Consider the following 23,417-nt stretch of genomic DNA (forward strand, 5'->3'; position numbering starts at 1 on the left):
GATTTTCATTATATAACAAATGTTACGATTATGGAAAATTAGTGAAGTCTTCAGGCCCGATTACAGGCGGCATTGAGGTTGATTAACCTAATATAGGAAAGTACAATGGATAGTAAGAAGGTTAGTTATCGGAGGTCTGTCGAGTTGGCTTGGAACTTAAACGAAAAAACCATCGAACCTGTCCATGAGAACGGCCATACTTTGCTGTTTCGGGCTAAGGAACAAGACACAGGCTTCATCCGTTATTTCAAAGCGCTGCGGCCCGGACTGGACTATAATCCGCTCCAGCAAAGATTGCTGCAGGAATACGAGCAAGCGAAACGGCTTGCTGCCGCTGACGTCTGGGTGCCGGAGCAGGCTTACGAATGGAACGGCGCCCCCGCCCTGCTGTTCCAGCCAATCGAAGGACAGCCGCTCTCGGCTTACCTGCAATCAGGCCCTGCCGAGCTGACCCTGTTTCTGAACCTGGCGATCGGCGCCGCCGAGGCGGTCAGCAAGCTGCACCAGACGAAACACCTGCATCTGAACTTAAGTCCGTACGCTTTTTTTGTAGAATCGAATCGAAAAAAATGCAAGCTGACCGATCTGTTCCGGGTCACCCCGATCTCAACGGTACCGGAGGCGCATGTGCTGCCGCAGCCCGTTTATGAAACGAATGCGCTGTTCTATGCAGCGCCTGAGCTTACCGGCCGGATGAACCGGCGGCCGGATCATCGAACAGATTTGTATGCGCTCGGCATCATGTTCTATCGGATGCTGTCCGGCGAGCTGCCGTTCCAGAGCGACGACGTGTTGGAACTGCTCCATATGCAGTTTGCCAAAGAACCAAAGCCGCTCACGGAATATCAAATACCGAAGCCCGTCTCGGACATTGTGCTGAAATGTTTGGCCAAACATCCCGAGCACCGCTACCCGAGCGCGTTCGCCTTGCGCCACGATCTGGAGATCGCGTTGAACAAGCTGCTGACCGATGGCTATCTGGAACCGTATGAAATCGGCAATGAAGGCGTTTCCGATCAATTCGTGATCTCCGAGAAGATATACGGACGCGAAGCCGCTCTTCAAGCGCTGAGCGAGGCTTACGCCCGGGTTCGCAAGGGCGGAATGGAATTCGCGTTCGTGTCCGGCATATCCGGTATTGGCAAGTCCTATTTGATTCATGAATTTCAGAAGCTGATTCAACAACAGAACGGTTTATTCATCTACGGCAAATTCGATCAATTTAAACGCGCTACCCCTTACCACGCCTTGCACGAAGCGGGCAAGCAGCTGCTTCAATACTTATTGACCTTGAACGAAGAAGCGTTTCACAACATGAAACGACGTATTCTGGAGGCAGTCGGCCCTAACGGTCAAGTGCTCATGGAGATGATTCCGGATCTCGAACAGGTGTTCGGCAAGCAGCCTCCGATTACAAAGATGCCTCCGGCGGAAATGTACAACCGGCTCATGATGACGGTGCAGAAGGTGCTATCCGTGTTTACTTCCAGAGAACAGCCGCTCATCCTATTTCTCGACGATTTGCAGTGGGCTGACGCCGCGTCCATTCAATTGATACAGGATATTGGGCTCGGTACGAACAGGAACTACCGCTTGTTTATCGGTTCATTCCGGGATCGCGACGTCGGGGGCTCGCATCCGCTCCGTGTCATGATCGATAAGCTGCAGCAGCAGAAGAGCAGCCATACGACGCAAATTCAATTAGAGCCGCTGGATGAACGTCATTTGGAGCAAATGCTGACCGACACCCTGCAGCCTGCGCGGCAACCCGTACGCGCCTTGGCGCAATTGATGATGAAAAAAACGAAGGGCAATCCGTTCTTCACGAAGCAGTTTTTCCGCTCTATTTACGATCAGCAGCTGCTGTGGTTCGACTACTCGGCACGCGCATGGACATGGGACGAAGCGAAGATCCAAGAGCTGCACATGACCGAGAACGTCGTCGATTTTATGATCAACAAAATCGTACGGCTCCCGGAACAGCTGCAGTCTTTGCTCCAGCACGCAGCTTGCATCGGTCATCAGTTCACTTCGGAGACGCTTGCGCTCGTCACCGGACGGACTGCCGAAGAAGTGGAAGAAAGCTTGAAGGATGCGGTCAAAGACGGCCTTATCCACGCGGTCCATACGGGCAGAAACAGTGTAACCCCGGTTACAACGTATAAATTTTTGCATGATCGCGTTTACCAAGCTTTGTACTCCTTGCTTTCAGACTATCGCAAACAGGAAATTCATTTACAAATCGGTCGTCTATTGGAGCATCATTATGCGGACGCAAGCGCACAAGAAGAGAATACGTTCGAAATCGTGAACCAGCTGAACCTTGGCGCGCCGCTGATCGGATCACGGGAAGAGAAGGAGCGGCTGGCTGCCTTAAACTTAAAGGCTTGCCGCAAGGCAAAAGAAAGCTCTGCGTACGATACCGGACTGAAGTACGCGCTGTGCGGTTATCGGCTGCTTGAATCGGATCACTGGGAGCGGCAGTACGAGCTGGCTTACGCGCTTCAGCTGGAGAAAGCGGAGCTTGAATACTTAAGCGGGCAATTCGAGGAAGCCAAGCATTCGTTCGCGGCCGCCTTATTGCATGCGCGCACCAAACTGGAGAAAGCCGAAGCCTACAACCTGATGATGGTGCTATTCACGAACCTGGGCGAGCACGAGGAAGCGCTGCGGATCGGATTGAAAGGTCTGAAGCTGCTCGGGATTCATATCCGCCCGAACACGGGGAAAGCGAGCATTGTTTGGGAGATGCTGAAATCACAGGCGCGTAAAGGCACCCGCAGCATCGACGATTTGATCGACATCCCCGTGATGACCGATCCGAATCACAAGGCGGTTATGCAGTTCCTGGTTAATCTGATTCCGCCTGCGTACTACATAAACTCGGAATTGTACATTTATTTGATGCTTCGCATGTTCAATTATTCGCTGGTGCACGGACATGCGGAAGGCAGTGCGTTCGCTTATACGACTTACGGCGTGATTATGAGTTCGCTGCTCGGCAGACTGAATTCGGGTCTGGCCTATGGACGGCTCGGCGTGAAATTGAGCGATTCATTCAATCATTTGCCGATCAAATGTAAAGTTTACTTCGGCGCAGGGGCCTTCACCAGCCATGTGAAGGAGCATATCGAGACGAACGTCGAACTGCTGCGCAAGGCTTATCAATTCGGGGAAGAATCGGGGGATTTCGTATACGCCGGATATTCGATCACGTTTAGCTTTTTCCTTCGCTTGTTTCGGGGGGATCATCTATCGGACGTGTTCAAAGAGACGGAGCACTACCAAAATTTTATATATAAAGCGCAGGACCGCGATACGATCATGATCCTAACCGTTCTCCAGCGTTACATGCAGAACATGAGAAATCAAGCGTTCTCTCATACATCCGATGAAACAAGATCCGAGCGGTTCATGAGCGCCGAAGAAATCGAGCAGCTTTCCCGGTTCACCAACAATGCAATCATACATACATATTATGTCATGCAGGGGCAAACGTTTTATATGTTCAACCGCCTGGACGAAGCCCGGAAGCTGTTGGAAGAAGCGGAAACGGTACTGTCGACCATCTTCGGGATGATGCACGTGCATCTGCACCACTTTCATTATGGCATGGTGCTTGCGGGACTTTACGATCAAGCTGCCCCAGCCGAGAGAAAGCGCCTCCGGGATCGAATTCAATTCAGCATCCGGTTTATGGACAAATGGGCCCGGCATTCACCCGATAATTTCTTACATCTGAAACTGCTGCTCGAAGCCGAATGGTACCGGATCACCGACAAGCGAGCGCTCGCGGAAGAAAAATACGATCAAGCGATCCATTATGCGGGTAAAGGCCGCTTCGTCCAGTACGAGGCCATGGCCAGCGAATGTGCAGCCAAGCATTATTTGCAAGCAGGCAAATTGAAAATCGCCCGCTCCTATTTGCTCGAAGCGCGCAGCCTTTACGCCAAATGGGGCGCCGAGCGCAAAGTGACCGATCTCGACGAGAAGTACCCGTACCTGGTAACCCGAGGCCAAGCAGCGGAAGCGAGCATCGACCTCTCGTGCGTCGTGAAAGCGTCGCAGGCGGTATCGAACGAAACCGTTCTTCAACAAATGCTGGACAGCATCATGACGATCGTACTGGAAAATGCGGGAGCCGAAAAAGGCATGCTCGTGCTGGAGCGCGACCGGAGGTTGTGGATCGATGCGGAGAAAACCGCCAACGCCCCGTTCGCGGCGATGCAAATCATGCCGCTTGAGGACTGCCGAGACGCTGCGGTCACGGTCATTCAATATGCCGCCCGCACCGGCGAGACGGTGCTGCTGCAGGATGCGGTATTATCCGAGCTGTTCTCGAAAGACGCCTACATTCAAACCAAACGGCCGAAATCGATTCTCTGCGTCCCGATCTGCCGATTCAACAAGCTCGTCGGCGCTTTGTACCTGGAGAACAACCTGGCGACGCACGTGTTTCAAGAGGAAAGGGTTGAAACGCTTAAGCTGCTTGCCTCGGAAATCGCCGTCTTGATCGAGAACGCCAAGCTGTACGATTATCTCGAATCCAAGGATTACAAGCTTCAGCTGTTGGAGGAGCAGGAGAAAAACATTCGCCTTCAGCTCGATGAGAAGGAGCGCTGGGCGCAGTCATCCGAGGCGACGATGCTCAATATCCGAAAATCGCAGCATGAGTTGATCAACAACGTCCAAACCGTTCATGCCCTGCTGATGATAAACAAGTACGACTTGGCCAAAGATTACATCTCGGTTTGGTGTAAGGAAATCGTGCAGCAATCCGTCATAGGCTCGGTGAAATTTCCGATCCTCGCGGTCGTGCTCAACCAACTTTCGCTAACATGCGTTTCCAAGAAAATCGACCTGCAGGTAAGCGGTAACCTGGACTGCGCGTTCGATCAGCTGACGCTGCCGATCAATTATTTCTCCAGCGTGATGCACAACCTGTTGAAGAATGCCGTCGAGGCGATCCCGCAGGACGATCTGCTGCGGACTGTCCGGCTGACGATCCAGGAACATGAAGATCACTACCGGTTGACGGTGTATAATACCGGCTCCTACATTTCGGCGGAAGAACGCAACCGCATATTCGACAAAGGGTTCTCGACCAAATCGGAACAGGCGAACTCCGGACTCGGCCTGCACCTTGCGCACAATTATTTGCAGCATTACGGCGGTTTCATGGAATGCGAATCCACACTTGATCACGGCACGTCTTTCATCGTGTACTTGCCCAAACGGGCAACCGAAGCCGTCGGCCGTGCGGACCGGCTGCCCCTCGACGCCAGTTCGTCCTGAATTTCACGACATAAAGCCCGTTCGGGATTTCTATGCGATAGCATAGCTCCCGGAACGGGCTTTACTTTCCACCTGTCTCCTTACCGCGCCGGCTCGGTGACTTGCAGCGCTTTCTCGATAAACCGCAGCGCATCCGTCAGATGTTCGCTGAAATACGACCATTGATGGTCGCCTTCGAACTCCATATACTCATGCGGATAACCGAGCTGATCAAGCAGCGCTTTGAACGCCTGGTTGGCCGGGAACAGAAAGTCCGAACGGCCGCAGTTGAAATGCAGCGCCGGTCTTGCCTCATCCTTCACCCGCCGCCCCGCCAACACGTGCAAATCCAGCTCCTTGGCGTAAGGCCCGTACATTGGCCCCATGATCCGCGGCGTCGTGTCCGAGCGCAGATCCTGCGGCGTCATCAAGGAAACCGACACGAGCGCTCCCGAGATGCTTGCGGCTGCACTGAACACGTCGGGGTTGCGCAGCGCCAGCGCAAAGGCGCCGTAACCGCCCATCGACAGCCCGCACACGGCGCGTTTCGACCGGTCGGCAATCGTGCGGAATTCATGGTCGATGGTCGGGATCAAATCCTGGAGGATGTAATCCTCGAATCGCCCCGTCCCATCATACCAATTGACGTAAAACGTCCCGTGCCCGTACCCGCCGTCGTTCGGCATAACGACTATGCTCTCGCTGAGCTCCCGGGAAGCGATTAACGCATCCAGGGTCGCTTCCGCGTTTCCTTTCACCGTCCAGCTCGTTTCGTCGCCGTGCAGCCCGTGCAATAAATAAACAACGGGGTAACGACGATCCTCATCGAGATGATAACTATCGGGAACATAAACCTGGCACACTTTCCGGGCGAATAACGCTGCAGAAAAAAACGAAAACGGTTGAACGGCCATACGCTCTCTCCTCTACCCGGTGACTAAACTTGCCTTAGTTCAAGACGGCATGAATGTGTTCTTCCGTGATCGCCCAATGGGACGTATTCCATACGGTATCTTTGTTTTTCACGTATAAAATTTGCGGCGAAGCGTGTTTCACGCCGGTATCTTCAGCGATTTGGTTGGACACCGGACGCGATTCGATCACCTTCACCAGCAAGTAATCAACCTCCGGGTTCGGCGTCTTCCCAAGGTATGCTTCATACTCTTGCAGGGCATTGAAGCTCACCGGACAGGCCGTGCTATGTTTCAGAATAACAATTGGCTTGCTGACGCTGGCCGTGAGCGCTTGTTCCCACTCTTCGTTCGTCGTAATTTCTTTCCAAGAAGCCATGTTCAGGTTCCTCCGTCTCCTAATGGGTTTATTGAATCGTGAATGGAACGTTAGCTGCGATCCGCATAATAGAAGTGCGTGGCTTCGATGCGGTCCGTCAGCTCGATGATGCCGTATGAGTACTGCGGCTGCCGCCGCTTGTCAGCGGCCGAACCGGGATTGAACAGCAAAGTGCCGCCCCGTCTTTCCAGGAACGGGATGTGCGAATGACCGAAAATGACCACATCGACGGTCGAGTGTCCATGCGTATCGCAGAACGACTGAAAGGCGGTCTCGGGAGTCGAGCGTCCCCCGTCCCCGTGAACGAGTCCGATGCGAAACCCGCCGAGCGCAAGCACCTTTCGCTTGCCGAACCGTCGGATGATCTCCACCCCGTCGTTGTTTCCGGCTACACCGTCCACAGGGGCGATCGATTCGAATAAGGCGACGATCGATTCGTCGATCCAGTCGCCGGCATGCAAGATGCAGTCCACGCCTTGCAGGCCGCGCACGAGCGCTGCCGGAAGTGCCGTCGAGCGGCTGTTTAAATGGGTGTCGGATACGACGCCGATTCGCATGGCACAACCCCTTTCGCCTTTAACAACATTTTACCATAGTTCCCCTCTGCAGGACAAAAGATCAATGCTTTAACCCTGCCATGCGGCGGCAGGTTTTTAACAAACGACAAGCCCGCAGGCAGAAAACCTACGGGCTTGTCGCGCCGCGCAACGAGTGCGAGACTGCTTATTGAGGAGTTCCGGCCTTCTCGAGCGCCTGGCTGGAAATGGTTTCCTTGAACTTGGACATGCAGTTGCAAAGAAAATCTTTGCGGCAAATCGGGCAAGGCTCCTTCAGCAAGCGGTTGATATGAGTCGGCCTTGGTTGACCGGACGCATCCTTTTCATAAATCAAACGGCATACGGTCCTGTCTTTCATTTGAGCAACGATTTCGAACAATCCGTTCTTCGGATTGTGACTGACGATTTTGGCATCGACGACTTGTGGGTTATATGCCATCTTCGCACCCCTTTTCCAAAAAATAATGAGAGGTTACTTATTTGTATTTAGAATCATATCGCTCTTAACGGTCGCCGTCAAGCAGGTTGCCTAGTCCGCCGAGAATGCTCCCCTCTTCTTTACGCCCGCCCGGCCCCGCCGCGCTCATGACGCGGTCGGCCAGACGGCTGAACGGCAGCGATTGAATCCACACCCGTCCCGGTCCGCGCAGCGTTGCGAAGAACAAACCCTCGCCTCCGAATAAAGCGGTTTTGACACCTTTCACGAACTCGATGTCGTAATCGACTTCCTGCGTCATAGCTACCAAACATCCGGTATCGACGCGAATCAGCTCACCCGGCCGCAGCACGCGTTCGCAAATCGCCCCGCCCGCATGCACGAACGCCAGTCCGTCGCCTTCGATCTTCTGCATGATAAAGCCTTCGCCTCCGAAGAAGCCCGTCCCCAGCTTACGCTGAAAATCGATGCCGACTGAGACGCCCTTCGCGGCACACAGGAAGGCGTCCTTCTGACAAATGATTTTATTGCCGAGCTCGGATAAATCCATCGGCATAATACGGCCCGGGTACGGAGAGGCGAAGCTGACCCGCTCTTTCCCGGAACCGCGGTTCGTAAAGAGCGTCATGAACAGGCTCTCGCCGGTTAACAACCGCTTGCCCGCGCCGAACAGCTTCCCCATCAGCCCTTTCCCCTGATCGCTGCCGTCGCCGAAAATCGTCTCCATATGGATACTCTGATCCATCATCATTAAGCTGCCCGCCTCGGCAATTACGCTTTCGCCGGGATCGAGCTCAATTTCAACGTATTGCATTTCGGAGCCCACAATTTGATAATCGATTTCATGTGCGTTCATCGGTTCCTCTCCCCTTCTTCATCCTGCTTATATGCATATGTACGAGACGATCAGCTGCGCGTTTCACTTATAACCGGGAAGCTCGGACGGATACGAGTTAGGACGTATAGTCGATATGTAATTTTTCTGCGGCTTGTTTAGCCTGTTCTCTCGCTTGGGACGTCGTGTCCGCCGAGCTCAGCGCGACAGCCATCCTTCGGCCGGGCTTCGTCTCCGGTTTGCCGAAAACGCGGACCTGCGTGTTCGGAACCGCCAGCGCTTCCCCGATGCCGCCTATGCGGAAATCCGTGCTGTCGCGATCCGCCTTCAACGTATACGACGCACCCGGCGTCAACAGACGAACTGTCGGAATCGGATAGCCGAGTATTGCCCTTACGTGCAGCGCAAATTCGGACAAGTCCTGCGTCGCCATCGTGACCATACCGGTGTCGTGCGGCCGCGGGCTCACTTCGCTGAAGTACACGCGGTCCGTCGCCAAGAACAGTTCAACGCCGTATAGCCCGTATCCGCCAAGCGCATCGGTGATCGCTTTCGCAATCGCTTGCGACGCTTCGATTTGCGCGGCGGACATCTCGTGAGGCTGCCACGATTCGATATAGTCGCCGTCCTTCTGAATATGGCCGATCGGCGCGCAATAAGCCGTGCCGCTGACAGAACGGACCGTCAGCAGCGTAATCTCCGAATCGAACTTGATAAATTCTTCGACAATGACGCGGGTCCGCTTGGCGCGGCCGCCTTCCATCGCATAGTTCCACGACGTCTCGATATCCTCCGGGGTCCGGCAGACGCTCTGTCCTTTGCCGGACGAGCTCATGATCGGCTTAATCACGCAAGGAGTGCCGATCTCGGCAACGGCAGCGCGAAGCTCCTCCAGACTATCGGCGAACGCGTACTTCGCCGTCGGCAGCCCGAGCGTTTCCGCAGCCAGGCGGCGGATGCCTTCACGATCCATCGTCAACCGCGCCGCATTCGCGGTCGGCACGACCCGGTACCCTTCCGACTCGAGCTCGACGAGCGTCGGCGTCGCGATCGCTTCGATCTCCGGCACGATCAGATCCGGCCGCTCCTGCTCGATAATCCGCCGCAGCGCTTCCCCGTCCAGCATATTCACGACGTGCGAGCGGTGCGCGACCTGCATGGCCGGCGCATGCGCATAACGGTCGACGGCGATCGTTTCAACACCGAGACGCTGCGCTTCGAGCACGACCTCCTTGCCCAGCTCGCCCGAGCCGAGCAGCAGCATTTTTTGGGCTTGTCCTGATAAAGGGGCTCCGTACATCAATAAATCCTCCTGATGGTTAACTTTTTTAGGCCTATCGCAGTTATACTGTACTTGCCTCATTTTTTCAACCAAAAAATGCATTTCCCGGCTTCCGGTTCCGCTCAAAACGACCGAAACCGTTCTAATGACGCTTTGCATCCGGTTATGACCCCAGAATATGTTACTATTTGTGCAAAAACCCTTCATAAAAATCTTACGAAAGTAAAGGAACTTATGATAAAATAAATAAAGAAGAGGTGAGAACGATGAGTGATCAACCGCAAACGATGTGTCCGAAGTTTGAAGCGGCTTTTGAAATTTTAGGTAAACGCTGGACCGGCTTGATTGTCCGCGCGCTGCTGGTGGGCCCGCGCAGATTTAAAGATATTTCAGAAATGATACCCGGTATGAGCGATAGAATGTTGGCCGAACGGTTTAAAGAGCTCGAGGCCGTAGGCGTTATTAGCCGACACGTCTATCCCGAAACGCCGGTGCGAATCGAGTACCAATTGACGGATAAAGGAAAGGCGCTGCGGCCGGTCATGGAAGCCGTGCAGCAATGGGGAGAAGCATGGTGCTGTAAACAGTAACCATGTTTCTTCCTTCTTCATGTTAGGGGGTACGGCTATTCGCCGTACCCCGTTTCAGCCATATAGGTAACGGGGTAGTAAAATAGGCGGCTTCCGCACCGGGGACAGGTTGTCGTCGCTTGGAGGTCGTCCAACCCGTTCATCCACATGGCAAAAGAAAAAGACGATTCATGGTTGATCGTCCGAATGATATCGTTATGTTGCACGTAGTCGCAATCCCGTGTACTGCAGCAAGCGCGCACTTTATAACAGCTGTTCAAGTCGGACACGTCCTTCCGGGAAGTAGTCAAGCTTCCTTTCTTGGTATGTACGCGATCCTTTCATTTTATGCATGACCGATCAAAGACGAACGATGAGCCGTCACACTTTCGGCGCATCGCTTCCAAGATCAGTTCGTCGAGCTCCATACTTATTTTCACTACAAGCGGATCCGTTAGCGTCAAGCCTTTATCGATCACGAGAATGTTTAGATCATCGATGCATTTTTGAATTTGACATCCCAGCTCGCTGCCTGATATGTTCATGATCGATTCCCCCTATTCATACGTTCGTTTTTGCGAACAACTGCATAACTTGAGAGGCTCTTCGATCTCGGTTACTGTTTATTTACCCTTTACAACAGGATCGAAATCGCCTATTTTACATTTTACTTTCATTTTGCATCATCTTTTTGGAAAAGTTGCAGACGGATCTATGAGCATTGTTAATGATTTCCTACTATTCATCGATATTTGAGGTGGCAAGTCATGTCTAGAATATTGTTGGTTGAAGATGATCATAGTATCGCAGATATGATATCCATCTACTTGAGCGAAGAAAATTATTCGGTCAGCATCGCCTATACCGGCCAAGAAGCTATCGATTTGTTTAACGAAGCTGAACCGGATGTTCTTATACTCGATTTGATGCTGCCGGATACGAACGGTATCGACTTGTGCAAGCAGTTCCGCTCCAAATCGACGGTGCCCATCATGATTGTGTCCGCCAAGAGCGAAGTGGCCGAGCGGGTGAACGCCCTGATGAACGGCGCCGACGATTACATGTGCAAGCCGTTCAGCATGCGCGAGCTGGCTGCCCGTACGAGCGCCCTGCTGCGAAGATCCGCGCTCACGCATAAGGTCAAAGCGGCCGCTTCTGCCGCTTCCACCAAGCCCGCAGCGCAGCAGGAGACAAGCAATATTGTAGTCGATATGGAGAAACGGTGCATTTACGTGCATCGCCAGCCTGTTGAAACCACCTACTCCGAATTTGAAATCATGAAGCACTTCTGGCTTCATCCGGGCAAAGTGTTTTCCAGGGAGGAGCTGTTGAACAACATTCGCGGCATCGATTCTTTCGTCACCGAGCGCTCCGTAGACGTACATATTACAAATTTACGTAAAAAAGTAGAAACCGATCCCAAGGATCCGAAGCACATCAAGACGGTGTGGGGTGTCGGATACAAGTTCCAGCAGTAAAAAAACTCCTTTATGCCGCATCAAGCGGTTAAAGGAGTTTTTGATGTGTCCGATTATTTCCTGGTATTCCCGTTATCCGGAAACACATACTGAATCATGGTATTAAACTCGTTCGTATAATCGGCGAACGTGCCACGCTCCTGCTCTTCCTTGGCGTAAAAGCGGACACGCTGCACGAAATTCGGGTTGGCCGATACGTATACGTCTTGAATATGGGTCGGCGCCATGGTCAGCACCAGCTTGCGGATTTCGTCGGCTTTGCCGTAGCCGAGCCCTCCGTTCTCCGTCCAGGAAATCCGGTTGGGAGTCCCCTCCACCGCGCCGAATAAACCTGCGCCGCCTTTAGCTGTTATGCGATGACCCCACGTATCCGGATTCGCTTCCTCGTCCGGCTTATGTCCGTCCAGCACTACGGCGACGTACGCGTTAACTTCCGTCAGCAGCACTTGCGCGGCTTGAACGCCTTCAAGATCGGCGATTCTAGACGCTATCCCCGGTTCGAAGCCCATCGTCTTGGCCAGATGTCGATTCGTCATATCGAGCTGCGTGCGTCCGCCGTTTTCCGGCTGCTGGCGGTTCTCCTGTTCTTGAATCCAACGCGGCTTCACACCAAGCGATGCGTCTTCGTTGTTGCGGGAATCGCGGTCGAATAAGGCTTGCTGCCGGTGGTCGTTCAGCCCTCCCCCGGCACTGCTCGTACCCGGCTTGTTGCCTGCGCAGCCGGCAAGCACCAGCAAGCAGACGCCTGAGACGAGCCCTATGCGCTTCGTTCCTTTGCCTAATGCTCGATACATGCTTGACATTCCCTCCTGTCCATCCTAACACAGCTAAGACTTAAGCTTAGGATGAATCACAGGGTGGAAATTATGCGCCAGCCTTATTTCTTTTTGTCAGATTCAGGGTCGAAGCCGGCATCGACTCCCGATAAGAAGCGGCGCACCGCCTCCTCGGATAAATCTCCCTGTTCCTTAAAGCGGGCCAGCTGCTCCGCGATGCTGCGGCCGATCGACTCGAATTCGGCCTCCTGCGCGGCATACGATGGGTCAAACCATACATAGTCGCCTTCCGGACCGTTGCGCAAAAAGGGCTTTTGCCAATGCTCCGGATACGTGTAAGGCTGCTCTTCGAACAAGAGACCGAGCACGTCGTCGGAGTCAAGCGGAAGCAGTTGATGGAACACTTCATCTTGTGCCCCTGGCGTGCCGATGGCCGCGACGTTGCGATGCAGGTAAGCATAGTGCAAGTAATGCTCCGCACTCACCTTGTCCTTGCTGATTTCATACAGTTCCAGCTCGCTCTCCTGCAGCGTTCTGACCGTTTCCAACCGCTCTTGAATGGAGGATGAAGGGACGAGCCTCCACTCCTTCCATGAAATACCCGGTTCTTGGTTATTACTCACGATTAGCCCCCCTTATTCCCGATTCAGCTTTTTTCCATGGACGGTTCTTCGGTCAAGTTTAAAGCCCGACGCGGCAGTCGCCAACGACGGAATACGGACATCATCCGGAGAACAACAATGACGGCAAACAAGACGAGCAGCTGCCAAGAGCCTTGCACCCAGCCTAAGCCGATCAAGAAGCCGGTCAGCATCGCCCACACCGCATAAATTTCGTCTCGCAGCACAAGCGGTTTACGGCCCGCCAGCACATCGCGGATGATGCCGCCGCCGATCCCGGTCAGCATGGCGGCTACGATAACCGCGGACAGCGGGGCGTTCATTTGCGTCGCGTACAGCGCCCCCTGAATGGCGAAAGCCGACAGGCCGATCGCGTCGAACAGCGCTTCCCACGTTTTCCACTTGCGAATCCAGCTGACAGGAACGATAAAGACGAGAAATGCGGCGATAAGCGCCGTCAAGAAGTACGTCCGCTGCTCCCACAAGGTCGTCACCGGAATGCCGATCAATACATTGCGAACAACCCCGCCGCCGAAGGCGGTGACGAGGGCCAGTACAAACACGCCTAATATGTCGTACTCTTCTTCCATGGCAACGACCGCGCCCGAAATGGCGAACGCGATCGTGCCGATCATGCTGAATAACTGCAGGTTAATTTGAAGAAGCTCATCCATCCGATTAATCCAAACTCCAATCTAAGTTTACGACGTTCCCGGTACGGGACGATTCGTAAATCGCTTCGAGTACCAAACTGTTCGCCAGGCCCGACATGGCGGACGTCATCGGCTCGCGCCCTTCGCGGACACATTCCAGGAAGTGTGCGTTCATCCGAATGCGGGGAACTTCGTCTCCTTCGGGCACGTTCACTTCCACGTCGGCTGTCCGGTCGAAGAGCTCGGTGTGCAGCGTGCCCTGGCCCATTTTAAGCGAAGCGCCGCCGTCCGTGCCCATTAAATAAATATACGGACCGTTGTCCTGGAACGTCGTATTCGCCGCCCAGCTTACGTCCAGCGTAATCGTACCGCCATTCTCGAGCTTGATCAGCGCGGTTGCCAAATCTTCCACGTCGTAGAAGCCGTTCCAATCCGGCTTGCCCCAGTCGCCGATCCCTTTGCGCTTCGGCCCGAATTCGGCATAGGTCGTACCGAAGACGGACACCGGCTTCGGGCTGCCCATAAAATGCAGCGACAAATCAAGCATATGTACGCCTAAGTCGATTAACGGACCGCCCCCCGCTTTATGCATTTGTGTAAACCAGGAGCCCCAGCCCGGTATTCCTTTACGCCGCATCCAACCGGCTTTCGTATTGTAGATGCGTCCGAGCGCGCCTTTGTCGATCTGCTCCTTCACTTGCAAATACACGGATTCCCAGCGCTGCTGATGCGAAAGCATCAGCACTTTGCCGGATTTATGGTGGGCCTTGACGATTTCCTTCGCAGAAGCGGCATTCATGGCCATCGGTTTCTCCAGCAGCACGTGTTTACCCGCCTGCAGCGCTTCGATGGCAATCGGCGCATGCACGTCGTTCGGGACGGCTATGACGACGGCATCGACCCCCGGATCCTGCAGCAGTTCCTGATAGGTCGCATGAACGTTCGGTATGCCGTATTGCTTCGCCCGTTCGAGGGCGAGCGGCTGGTATACGTCCGTCACAGCCGTGACGACGGCGCCCGGCGTCGCCTGGAAGCCTTTCATATGCTCATTGCCGATACCACCGGCGCCGATGATGCCGATTTGAATCCGATCATTGGCAGACATCGCAAATTTCCTCCCATTCAAGATGTAATGGTGCTTCTTACAGAATGCCCATATCCTTTGCTTTTTGCGCCGCTTCTTTGCTGCTTTTTCCGCCAAGCTTCTTCAAAATGTTGCCTACATGCACTTTCACCGTCCGGATCGAGACGACGAACTTGTCGGCGATTTGCGTCTGCGTGTGCCCTTTCTCGATTAAATCGAGCACTTGAATTTCCGTTGGCGTCAGCAGCTCGCGCAGCTCCTTGGCCCGCACATCCTGTTCGAGCTGCTTCAAGCGCCGGAATTCCTCACGCATTTGCGCCGCTACGCTCGGATGGATGGCGCTGCGGTTCGCATAGGCGCTGCGCACCGCTTTCGGAATTTCAGCGAAATCCGATTTCACCATATAATCGACCGCTCCCGCTCTAAAAGCCTCGAAGATCATGTCCTTTTCCTCCATCGAGGACAACATGATCACCCGCGCGCCGCTGCACTTCACAATCTCGGCCGCCGCCCATAGCCCTTCCGGGCTGTCGGACATCATAATGTCCAGCAGCACGACGTCCGCTTCCGTCCGTTCGAGCAGTTCCACAGCGTCGGCGCCGCTGGAAGCCGTTCCGACGACCTCGATGTCCGCTTCCTTGTTCAAGTAGCTTTTCAAGCCGACCAGCCAATCGGGGTCATCCTCCACGATGGCAACCCGGATGACGTTCGTCTCCATCTCAGATCAACCCTTTCCTTCAACAGAATTATCATGCTGCTGCTTCGGCTTCGGGAACTGCATGAATACGCTCGTGCCCAGCCCCGGCTTGCTGTGTACGTTCATGGTGCCCTTATGCTTATGCACGATGGCATAGCAGTAAGACAGCCCTAGTCCGAAATTCATCTTTTTCCCGCTCTTCGTCGAGTAAAAAGGATCGAACACCCGTTTCAGCTGATGCTTTTCCATCCCGATTCCGTTGTCCTTGATTTCCACCACGATTTTCCGTTTCGTCTCCGTCATACGCACGATTAACACGCCGCCTTGCGGCATCGCTTCCATCGCATTCGTCAGCACGTTCGTCCATACTTCGACGAGCTGCGCGCGGTCAGCTTCCATGGCTCCCCTGTACGCATACTCCTCGCGGACCTCGAAGCCGCTTAACTCCGGAGCCAGCATGCGCAGGCATTCGTGCATGACATCGGCGGGAACGATGCGTTCCTTCTGCAGAACGACCTCCTGCGTTTGGCCTTGAATCCGGTACATCATATCGTAAATGTGCTGGGAAGCGTTCATAATTACTTCCAAGTCCCGCACGAGCTCGACCGGATCGGGACTGCCTGTTGCGGCATCGGATTTGATTTTTTCGCCAAACAGCCGGATTTTCCCTACGTCGTTCTTGATCGCATGGTTCAGGATCGACGTTCCCGATGTAATCGCCCGCAGCGTATAATCGAGCTTCTGGTTTTGGATCGAAATTTGCAGCCCCATAAAACCGTACCGAAAGCTGGAGCCGATAATAACTGCAATCGTAAAGGCGATAACCCAGGCGTTATACCGCCACAGCTCATAAATGCCGAGAAACGTCGGAAATAAATATAATGTGAATAGAGCAAAAAATAACGTCGGCGCCGCCGCCGCCGCAACCAGAAACCGGCTGCGGCGCAAGAACGAGTTGCGCTCGCGGCAGGCCGCCGTCAGCAGCAGGCCGATGCCGGTAAGGATATAAGGCGTCGCCCAGAACGTAACATAACCGTAAGGAATCGGATCGTTCGGCTTCGGTTCGAACAGGAACGTTCCGGCAAGCGGCAGAAGCAGTGCCCACGGCAACCATTTACGCCAAGTCCACAGCGGATAATTCGGGTGATAAACGATGGCGAACATCAGGAACGTGTACGGCAGTCCATAGTAACAAATTCGGGACGCAATGAGCTCAGCGTTCGCAAGCAGTTGAGCGACCGGCTCGGTAAGCCATTGTCGCTCGAGCAAGTACGGAACCACCTGATCGGCAATGACCGCGGACAAGCCCCCGGACCCGCCGGTAAAGGCAATGCTGCTGATCCATCGGGTCGTCAGCCGCTTCGGATCGGTTACGAGCAAGAGCAGCCCGACAGTCCATAGACCGATGAGTACGAACAGCATGGTCAATCACTTCCGTCTCTTAGAGATAGTCCTGCTTCAGCTTCTCCAGCTCGCTGAGCGAGCGCTCCGCAAAGCGGCGGAGCCGGTCGAAGCTGGCGATCTCCCGATCGAGGGCCTGCAGCAGCGATTGTTTGTAATCCGGAATCGAACCGTGATAAGCGGCGATCGTTTGCGGCGGCATTAAGGCGATCTCCTGGTAGGCCAGCGCGCGGCGTTCATGAAAGAACGGCACGTCCGGGTTCATCGGATTGTGCAAATCTCCTTGGGCCGGATGTTTCACTACGGCAAGAATGCGCACAGCCGCTTTACCGGTTGACATCAGCTCGACGACTTCGCCGATGTACTCTCCCGTTTTGTATGACGCCGTAACAATTTGACCCGGTTGACATGTATCCGATTGCATATGAATTCTCCCTTCCTTCATTCAGGTTTCGGCTGGATTACGTTGTTACGTTGTTCTCATCCAGGCGTAGAGCTCGGCGACCCCTTCCATTCTGTACCGCTTGCCGGTCGGAACACCGCGCTCCAGTTTGACCAGGCAAGGTACGCTTTCGATCTGCCAGTCATAAGGCAGCTCCCGGCACAAGTTGATGTTCGTCTGTCCGATAGTCAGACCCGGATCCATGGAGGCCACGACCTCCAGCATTCGCCGGCCCGCTTGACATGTGCCGCATAGCGGCGTATGGAACAGCACATAACGCGTCGGTTCGTCCGCTCGGTCCGCAGGCGTAACGGGCGGGAGACTCAGGGCCTTCAGCTCCTTCTCCGACCAGTCGGGCAATCCCATCTCAACGCCCCCTTCTCGGCTTTATTTTTGAATGTTGCTTCCGGGTGGACAAATCCGGTATGATGGTACTATATTGATCTACAGGCAGGTGTATACAAATGTCGGAAATGAATAACTCGGAAGAACCGCGCAAGGTGAGCTTGGCGGATGCGATCAAGAACAAGCTTGCACAGAAGAAACAAGCTCAGCTTGACGCGAAGAACAATCCGCAGCAGCGGGCTGGCAGCGACGCGGTCATGCGCAGCCAGAACAATAAGAAACCGAACAATCAACGCCGTCGTACCGGCGGAAGCTAATCGGCCATAGGTGTTAAAGAAGGATGAGGGCTGCCCGGAAGGGCTGCCGCTCATCCTTTTCTTTTGTCGCGCGCGACGGAAGCAAACGCGCTGGCGTCAGACTTGTATTAAGCGTAGGCAAGCTCGCGCTGACGCTTAATATCGTCGTTCTCCAGAAACTCGTCGTACGTAATGACCTTGTCGATAATTCCGGCCGGCGTAATCTCGATGATGCGGTTGGCGATCGTTTGCACGAACTGATGGTCATGCGAAACGAACAGCATCGTGCCGTCGAAATCGATCAAGCCGTTGTTCAGCGCCGTGATGGATTCAAGATCCAAGTGGTTCGTCGGCTCGTCGAGCAGCAGTACGTTCGCGCCGCTCATCATCATTTTGGACAGCATGCAGCGCACTTTCTCGCCTCCGGACAGTACGCTCGCCTTCTTCAGCGCTTCTTCGCCGGAGAACAGCATCCGACCCAGGAACCCGCGGAGGTACGACTCGTCTTGATCCTTCGAATATTGACGCAGCCAATCGACCAAATTCATATCGGACTGGAAATAAGCCGAGTTGTCTTTAGGGAAATAGGCTTGCGTTGTCGTTACGCCCCAGCTGTACTCACCGGAATCGGCTTCGATTTCGCCCATCAGGATTTGGAACAGCGTCGTTTTGGCGATCCCGTTCGGGCCGACAAGGGCGATTTTATCCCCTTTGTTCACGGTGAAAGAGACATTGTTCAGCACAAGCTGGCCGTCGATCGTTTTGTTGATCCGGTCAACCTGCAGCAGTTGTTTGCCCGCTTCGCGTTCCGGCGTAAATTTAATGAACGGATATTTGCGCGTCGACGGCTTGATGTCCTCAAGCTGAAGCTTCTCGAGCGTTTTCTTCCGGGACGTCGCCTGCTTGGACTTGGACGCATTGGCGCTGAATCGGCGAATAAACTCCTCGAGCTCCTTGCGCTTCTCTTCGGTTTTCTTGTTTTGCTCCCGCACGAGCTTGAGCGCCAGTTGGCTGGACTCGTACCAGAAGTCGTAGTTGCCGACGTACAGCTGGATTTTGCTGAAGTCGATGTCCGCGATATGCGTACATACCTGGTTCAGGAAGTGACGGTCATGGGAGACTACGATGACGGTGCCTTCGTAGCGGGACAAGAAGTTCTCCAGCCAGCGGACCGATTCGATGTCCAAATGGTTCGTCGGCTCGTCGAGCAGCAGAATGTTCGGATTGCCGAACAACGCTTGCGCCAGCAGGACGCGCACCTTCTGGCTGCCGTCAAGTTCTTTCATTTTGATATCGTGCAAATCTTTCGGGATGCCAAGACCGATCAGCAGCTCCGCCGCATCGGACTCCGCCTGCCAGCCGTCCAGCTCTTGGAATTCGCCCTCAAGCTCCGCCGCTTTCATGCCGTCATCTTCGGAGAAATCGGGCTTTGCGTAAAGCGCATCCTTTTCCTCCATAATTTGAAACAGTCGGGCGTGGCCTTTAATGACCGTTTTCAACACGTCGATTTCGTCGTATTCAAAATGGTTCTGCTTCAATACGGCCATGCGCTCGCCCGGCGTAATGCTCACTTCGCCCTTGTTCGGTTCCAGCTCGCCGGATAAAATTTTCAGGAACGTCGATTTGCCCGCTCCGTTCGCGCCGATCAACCCGTAACAGTTGCCCGGAGTAAATTTGATGTTGACGTCTTCGAATAACGCGCGTTTGCCGTATCTTAACGTGACGTTAGTTACCGTAATCATGAATCGATGACCTACTTTCCCATGGACTAAAACTAAACGATAAAACAAATAGCTTCCAAACGTATATTATAGCATAACTAGAGCTTGTTTCCCAAAAAGATTATGCAGGGCGCCTTTATTTCTGTTGGGAGATGCTCTCGACCAGCTCCGACAGCTCCGACCAGCGCTCCATCGCCTGCTCCAGCTTCTCGGTAAGCTCCTGCTCCTCGCGGTAAAGCTCCTGCACTTTGCCGTAGTCGCTCCCGGCTCTCTCGATGCCCCGCTTCACTTCCGCGAGCTTTTCTTCCATATCGGCGATTTTGCCTTCGATTTCGTCCCACTCTTTCTGTTCTTTAAAAGAAAGCTTTCTCGGACGGTTCTGGTTCGCCTCCCGGCGGTCGCCTGCCGTCGATGCCTGGCCTTGCGCACTCTTCGGTGCATCCGCCTTCCCGGTACGAGCCGTATCGCTCTCCTGCTGCCGCTCCTGCTTCGTCTGCTCCAAATATTCGCTGTAGTTGCCGTAAAACTTGCGCACCTTCCCGTCCCCTTCGAAAACGAACAAATGGTCCGCCGTCCGGTCCAGGAAATAACGGTCATGGGAGACGGTGATGACGACACCCGGGAAGTCTTCCAAATACTCTTCGAGAATCGTCAACGTCTGAATGTCGAGATCGTTCGTCGGTTCGTCGAGCAGCAGCACGTTCGGTTCGCCCATCAGCGTCCGCAGCAAATACAGCCTTCTGCGCTCGCCGCCCGACAGCTTGCCGATCGGCGTCCACTGTTGAGCCGAGGTGAACAGGAACCGCTCCAGCATCTGTGAAGCGGTAATGGCTTCGCCGCTGGTCGTGCGGATCACTTCGGCCGCTTCCTTGATGTACTCGATCGCCCGCATCTTCTCGTCCATCTCGACGCTCTCCTGCGTATAGTAGGCAAGCTTAACCGTCGGTCCGACGGCGATTTCGCCGCTGTCCGGCTGAATCCGTCCGGCCAGCATGTTGAGGAACGTCGATTTGCCGGTGCCGTTCGGACCGATGATGCCGATGCGGTCTTCGGGCAGCACGATGTAGCTGAATGAGTCGACGATGCGGCGCGTGTCGTAAGCTTTTGAGACATCCTCAAGCTCCATAATCTTTTTCCCTAGACGGCCTGCGCCCAGCGACATATCGAGGCTTCCGGACGGACCGTCGACCTTGCGGTCGCGCAGCTCGACGACGCGGTCCACGCGCGCCTTCTGCTTCGTCGTCCGCGCTTTTGCGCCTCTTCGCAGCCAGGCCAGCTCGCGCCGCAGCAGGTTCTGCCGCTTGTCTTCCATGGAGGCTTCCCGTTCGAGGCGTTCCGCTTTTTTCTCCAGAAACGAAGCATAGTTCCCTTCGTAGCTGTACAGCTTGCCGCGATCCAGCTCGAACATGCGATTCGTCACCCGGTCCAAGAAGTACCGGTCGTGCGTAACAAGCAGCAGCGCGCCTTTCCACCCGGCGAGGAAATCCTCCAGCCATTCGACCGTCTCGTGGTCGATGTGGTTGGTCGGCTCGTCCAGAATCAGCAGGTCGGCAGGCTGGATGAGCACGCGCGCCATCGCGACGCGTTTGCGCTGGCCGCCGGACAGGGTGCCGACCTTCTGCGCGAAGTCGCGGATGCCGAGCTTGGAGAGCACCGTCTTTGCCGTCGTCTGCGCATCCCAGGCGCCGCTGGCGTCCATCCGGCTTTGCGCGGCGAACAGCTTCGCCTGCCGCTTCTCATCCTCCGGCGCGAGCTGGAGTTCGGCGAGCGCCCATTCGTACTCGCGGAGTGCCTTCATAATCGGCGTATCGCCGTGGAACACCTGTTCGAGCACCGTCGACTCCATGTCGAACTCGGGCTGCTGCGGCAAATATTCGACGTGAAAATGATTGGCGTGCGTCAGCTTGCCGCGCTCCGTCGTTTCAAGACCGGCCATCACCCGAAGCAGCGTCGATTTGCCCGTCCCGTTCACGCCGACGAGACCGATCCGCTCCTTCTCATTGATTTGAAACGAAATGCCGTCGAACAGCACTTTTTCACCGTAGCTTTTATATAAATCTTCAACCGTCACGATATTCATGATCGTATCTTCCTCTCTTCAAGCGGCTGCTTACGGGCAAGGCTGTTACGCCTCGTACAAGGGCGCCGGGTCCATCACGTAAGCGGCGAGCAGCGCCGCGGTATGAGCGATGCCTTGCCGGTGCGTCCGTTCCATCGCATGCGAAGCGTGTACGCCAGGACCGATCAGCGCGGCGCGAATGTTGCTGCCTCCGCGCAGGGCGGCCGAGGCGTCGGATCCGTACTGCGGGTAAATGTCGACCGCATAGGACAAGCCTTCGCGTTTAGCCAGCTGGATCAATTGCGACGTCATCGCGTAATCGTAAGGCCCCGACGAGTCTTTGGCGCAAATCGAGACGTCCAGCTCGGTGCAGCGCAGATCGTCACCCATTGCCCCCATATCGACGGCGAGCAATTCGGTAATGTCGGAGGGAATCCATGCGGCGCCGTGCCCGACTTCTTCATACGTGCTAATCAGCAGCTGAAGCGTGCAGGCCGGCTGAACGTTCTCCCTTTTCAGCCATTCCAGCAGTCCGAACAAGGCCGCGACGCCCGCTTTATCATCTAGGTGGCGGGACTTGATATACCCGTTCTGCAAAAATTGCGCGCGCGGATCGAACGAAATAAAGTCGCCTGTCCCGATCCCAAGCGCCTTCACATCCTGCTCCGATGCGACCGGCTCGTCGAGCCTCACTTCCATGACCGCCTCTTCGCGTTTCAGCTCGCGGGCGTCGGCGAACACGTGGACCGACGGCTTGTTGGTCATAATCGTCCCCGTGTAGGTTCGTCCGTCACGCGTGTGGACGAGGCAATACTCGTTCTCCACGGAGCCGAGCATGTATCCGCCGATCAGCGTGAATCTCAAGGCTCCGTTCGATTTGATCGAACGCACCATAGCGCCCAGCGTATCGACGTGTGCGGATAAGCCGATCGTCCGGCCGGGCTCGCGCCCTTCTACCGTCAGGATGCCGTTGCCCTTGGGCGTCAGCTGCATCGTATAACCGAGCCCCGCGGCTTCCTGCTTCAACAGGCGCATGATATCCGCGCAAAAGCCGCTCGGACTGGGGGTTTCGAGCAGCGTTCGGAGCAGCTGCAGCATATATGACTCGTTCATGTTCAAGTTCACGTCACGCTCCTTTATTTGATTCGAATTTCGTTTTCGTGTAAGCTTTTGGATGGAATTGCATAACTGCAGACGAACCCTCAAGGAGGAAACAAAATGACAACCGAAGCATTGCCGCCGAAAACCTGTTCGATCGACCGGATGATTACGGTGGAAGCCGACATTGAGAAAGTATTGAGCGGCCAAAAAACAACTACCCGCCGCAACGGACGGTACGCTGACCCGGGTGAAATTATGGAGCTGCGCGGGCATCGATATGAGGTCACACGCGTCTACCAGCAATCGATCGGCGAATTGACCGACGAGAACGTGCAAACGGAAGGTTACCCGAGTGTAGAGGCCTATAAGACGTACATCATGTCTTTGCATGCCGGGATGCCGTGGATGCCGCAAATGAAAATGTGGGTTCACGAGTTTCGCGCCTTGTAAGAAAAGCTCCTGTTGAAATGAAAACAGTGCAGCGCGGCGCCGTTTGCCCGC

24 protein-coding genes are annotated in these 23,417 nt (G+C 54.7%); 5 read left to right on the plus strand and 19 right to left on the minus strand.

The features are described from left to right. The first annotated feature begins 144 nt into the window (after window positions 1-144). A complete protein-coding gene (locus tag FKP33_RS16810; protein ID WP_258313463.1) occupies window positions 145-5,295 on the plus strand; it encodes an AAA family ATPase in 5,151 nt (1,716 codons plus the stop codon). Window positions 5,296-5,375: 80 nt separating this feature from the next. Here the strand turns inward: FKP33_RS16810 and FKP33_RS16815 are convergent, their stop codons facing one another. From FKP33_RS16815 to purT, 6 genes are all read right to left on the minus strand, one after another. Next, on the minus strand, window positions 5,376-6,188 hold the full coding sequence (locus tag FKP33_RS16815) for an alpha/beta hydrolase (protein ID WP_127605764.1): 813 nt from the start codon (window positions 6,186-6,188) through the stop codon (window positions 5,376-5,378). 34 nt (window positions 6,189-6,222) lie between these two features. Then, window positions 6,223-6,564 (minus strand): bacillithiol system redox-active protein YtxJ, encoded by a 342-nt coding sequence (ytxJ, locus tag FKP33_RS16820; RefSeq protein ID WP_127605762.1) that lies wholly within the window; start codon window positions 6,562-6,564, stop codon window positions 6,223-6,225. A gap of 50 nt (window positions 6,565-6,614) precedes the next feature. Then, complete coding sequence (locus tag FKP33_RS16825; protein ID WP_127605760.1) at window positions 6,615-7,121, minus strand: metallophosphoesterase family protein; 507 nt, start codon at window positions 7,119-7,121, stop codon at window positions 6,615-6,617. Between the two features lie 166 nt (window positions 7,122-7,287). Then, complete coding sequence (locus FKP33_RS16830) at window positions 7,288-7,560, minus strand: hypothetical protein (RefSeq protein WP_127605758.1); 273 nt, start codon at window positions 7,558-7,560, stop codon at window positions 7,288-7,290. 64 nt (window positions 7,561-7,624) lie between these two features. Next, complete coding sequence (locus FKP33_RS16835) at window positions 7,625-8,413, minus strand: TIGR00266 family protein (protein WP_054796447.1); 789 nt, start codon at window positions 8,411-8,413, stop codon at window positions 7,625-7,627. Window positions 8,414-8,510: 97 nt separating this feature from the next. Beyond that, the gene (purT, locus tag FKP33_RS16840) at window positions 8,511-9,692 is read right to left on the minus strand and encodes a formate-dependent phosphoribosylglycinamide formyltransferase (protein WP_141335822.1); all 1,182 of its coding nucleotides are present in this window, start codon (window positions 9,690-9,692) and stop codon (window positions 8,511-8,513) included. A 248-nt stretch (window positions 9,693-9,940) separates the two neighbouring features. On the opposite strand from purT, the gene FKP33_RS16845 reads away from it, so the two are divergent. Then, a complete protein-coding gene (locus FKP33_RS16845; protein ID WP_054796475.1) occupies window positions 9,941-10,264 on the plus strand; it encodes a winged helix-turn-helix transcriptional regulator in 324 nt (107 codons plus the stop codon). Between the two features lie 35 nt (window positions 10,265-10,299). Here FKP33_RS16845 and FKP33_RS16850 read toward each other — a convergent pair whose 3' ends face one another. Both FKP33_RS16850 and FKP33_RS16855 read right to left on the minus strand, forming a co-directional pair. Continuing rightward, a complete protein-coding gene (locus FKP33_RS16850) occupies window positions 10,300-10,470 on the minus strand; it encodes a hypothetical protein (RefSeq protein ID WP_244932905.1) in 171 nt (56 codons plus the stop codon). Window positions 10,471-10,584: 114 nt separating this feature from the next. Next, window positions 10,585-10,788 carry an aspartyl-phosphate phosphatase Spo0E family protein gene (locus FKP33_RS16855; protein ID WP_054799415.1) on the minus strand — a complete coding sequence of 68 codons (204 nt, stop codon included), beginning with the start codon at window positions 10,786-10,788 and terminating at the stop codon, window positions 10,585-10,587. A 222-nt stretch (window positions 10,789-11,010) separates the two neighbouring features. On the opposite strand from FKP33_RS16855, the gene FKP33_RS16860 reads away from it, so the two are divergent. Then, window positions 11,011-11,721, plus strand: coding sequence for a response regulator transcription factor (locus FKP33_RS16860; protein ID WP_141335823.1), 711 nt, complete (start codon window positions 11,011-11,013; stop codon window positions 11,719-11,721). 53 nt (window positions 11,722-11,774) lie between these two features. Here FKP33_RS16860 and FKP33_RS16865 read toward each other — a convergent pair whose 3' ends face one another. The 8 genes from FKP33_RS16865 to FKP33_RS16900 all read right to left on the minus strand — a co-directional run bounded on the left by FKP33_RS16865 (window position 11,775) and on the right by FKP33_RS16900 (window position 17,760). Next, entirely contained in the window at window positions 11,775-12,515 is a 741-nt protein-coding gene (locus FKP33_RS16865) for a YhcN/YlaJ family sporulation lipoprotein (RefSeq protein ID WP_054796446.1), read from the minus strand. 83 nt (window positions 12,516-12,598) lie between these two features. After that, window positions 12,599-13,120, minus strand: coding sequence for a hypothetical protein (locus tag FKP33_RS16870; RefSeq protein WP_258313464.1), 522 nt, complete (start codon window positions 13,118-13,120; stop codon window positions 12,599-12,601). 23 nt (window positions 13,121-13,143) lie between these two features. Next, window positions 13,144-13,791 (minus strand): trimeric intracellular cation channel family protein, encoded by a 648-nt coding sequence (locus FKP33_RS16875; protein ID WP_127605752.1) that lies wholly within the window; start codon window positions 13,789-13,791, stop codon window positions 13,144-13,146. Window positions 13,792-13,795: 4 nt separating this feature from the next. Then, a complete protein-coding gene (locus FKP33_RS16880) occupies window positions 13,796-14,875 on the minus strand; it encodes a Gfo/Idh/MocA family protein (RefSeq protein WP_141335824.1) in 1,080 nt (359 codons plus the stop codon). Window positions 14,876-14,912: 37 nt separating this feature from the next. Then, the gene (locus FKP33_RS16885; RefSeq protein WP_054796444.1) at window positions 14,913-15,572 is read right to left on the minus strand and encodes a response regulator transcription factor; all 660 of its coding nucleotides are present in this window, start codon (window positions 15,570-15,572) and stop codon (window positions 14,913-14,915) included. Window positions 15,573-15,578: 6 nt separating this feature from the next. Next, on the minus strand, window positions 15,579-16,973 hold the full coding sequence (locus FKP33_RS16890; protein WP_141335825.1) for a sensor histidine kinase: 1,395 nt from the start codon (window positions 16,971-16,973) through the stop codon (window positions 15,579-15,581). Between the two features lie 19 nt (window positions 16,974-16,992). Beyond that, window positions 16,993-17,376 carry a kinase-associated lipoprotein KapB gene (gene kapB, locus FKP33_RS16895; RefSeq protein ID WP_141335826.1) on the minus strand — a complete coding sequence of 128 codons (384 nt, stop codon included), beginning with the start codon at window positions 17,374-17,376 and terminating at the stop codon, window positions 16,993-16,995. 45 nt (window positions 17,377-17,421) lie between these two features. Beyond that, window positions 17,422-17,760: a thioredoxin family protein gene (locus tag FKP33_RS16900; protein ID WP_054796442.1), complete on the minus strand. Its 339-nt coding sequence runs from the start codon at window positions 17,758-17,760 to the stop codon at window positions 17,422-17,424. 107 nt (window positions 17,761-17,867) lie between these two features. Here FKP33_RS16900 and FKP33_RS16905 point away from each other — a divergent pair, with 107 nt between their 5' ends. Further along, window positions 17,868-18,056: a hypothetical protein gene (locus FKP33_RS16905; RefSeq protein ID WP_054796473.1), complete on the plus strand. Its 189-nt coding sequence runs from the start codon at window positions 17,868-17,870 to the stop codon at window positions 18,054-18,056. A gap of 107 nt (window positions 18,057-18,163) precedes the next feature. On the opposite strand, the gene abc-f is transcribed toward FKP33_RS16905, so the two are convergent. From abc-f to FKP33_RS16920, 3 genes are all read right to left on the minus strand, one after another. After that, on the minus strand, window positions 18,164-19,777 hold the full coding sequence (abc-f, locus tag FKP33_RS16910) for a ribosomal protection-like ABC-F family protein (protein WP_054799417.1): 1,614 nt from the start codon (window positions 19,775-19,777) through the stop codon (window positions 18,164-18,166). Between the two features lie 115 nt (window positions 19,778-19,892). Continuing rightward, window positions 19,893-21,836 (minus strand): ABC-F family ATP-binding cassette domain-containing protein, encoded by a 1,944-nt coding sequence (locus FKP33_RS16915; RefSeq protein ID WP_141335827.1) that lies wholly within the window; start codon window positions 21,834-21,836, stop codon window positions 19,893-19,895. Between the two features lie 45 nt (window positions 21,837-21,881). Further along, window positions 21,882-22,928 carry a M42 family metallopeptidase gene (locus tag FKP33_RS16920; protein WP_373423907.1) on the minus strand — a complete coding sequence of 349 codons (1,047 nt, stop codon included), beginning with the start codon at window positions 22,926-22,928 and terminating at the stop codon, window positions 21,882-21,884. Window positions 22,929-23,033: 105 nt separating this feature from the next. Between FKP33_RS16920 and FKP33_RS16925 the strand changes: the two genes are divergently transcribed. Continuing rightward, entirely contained in the window at window positions 23,034-23,366 is a 333-nt protein-coding gene (locus FKP33_RS16925; protein ID WP_127605747.1) for an ASCH domain-containing protein, read from the plus strand. Window positions 23,367-23,417 lie beyond the last annotated feature (51 nt).

It is taken from the genome of Paenibacillus sp. tmac-D7 (assembly GCF_006519665.1).
In the GTDB taxonomy this organism is placed as follows: Bacteria; Bacillota; Bacilli; order Paenibacillales; family NBRC-103111; genus Paenibacillus_G; species Paenibacillus_G validus.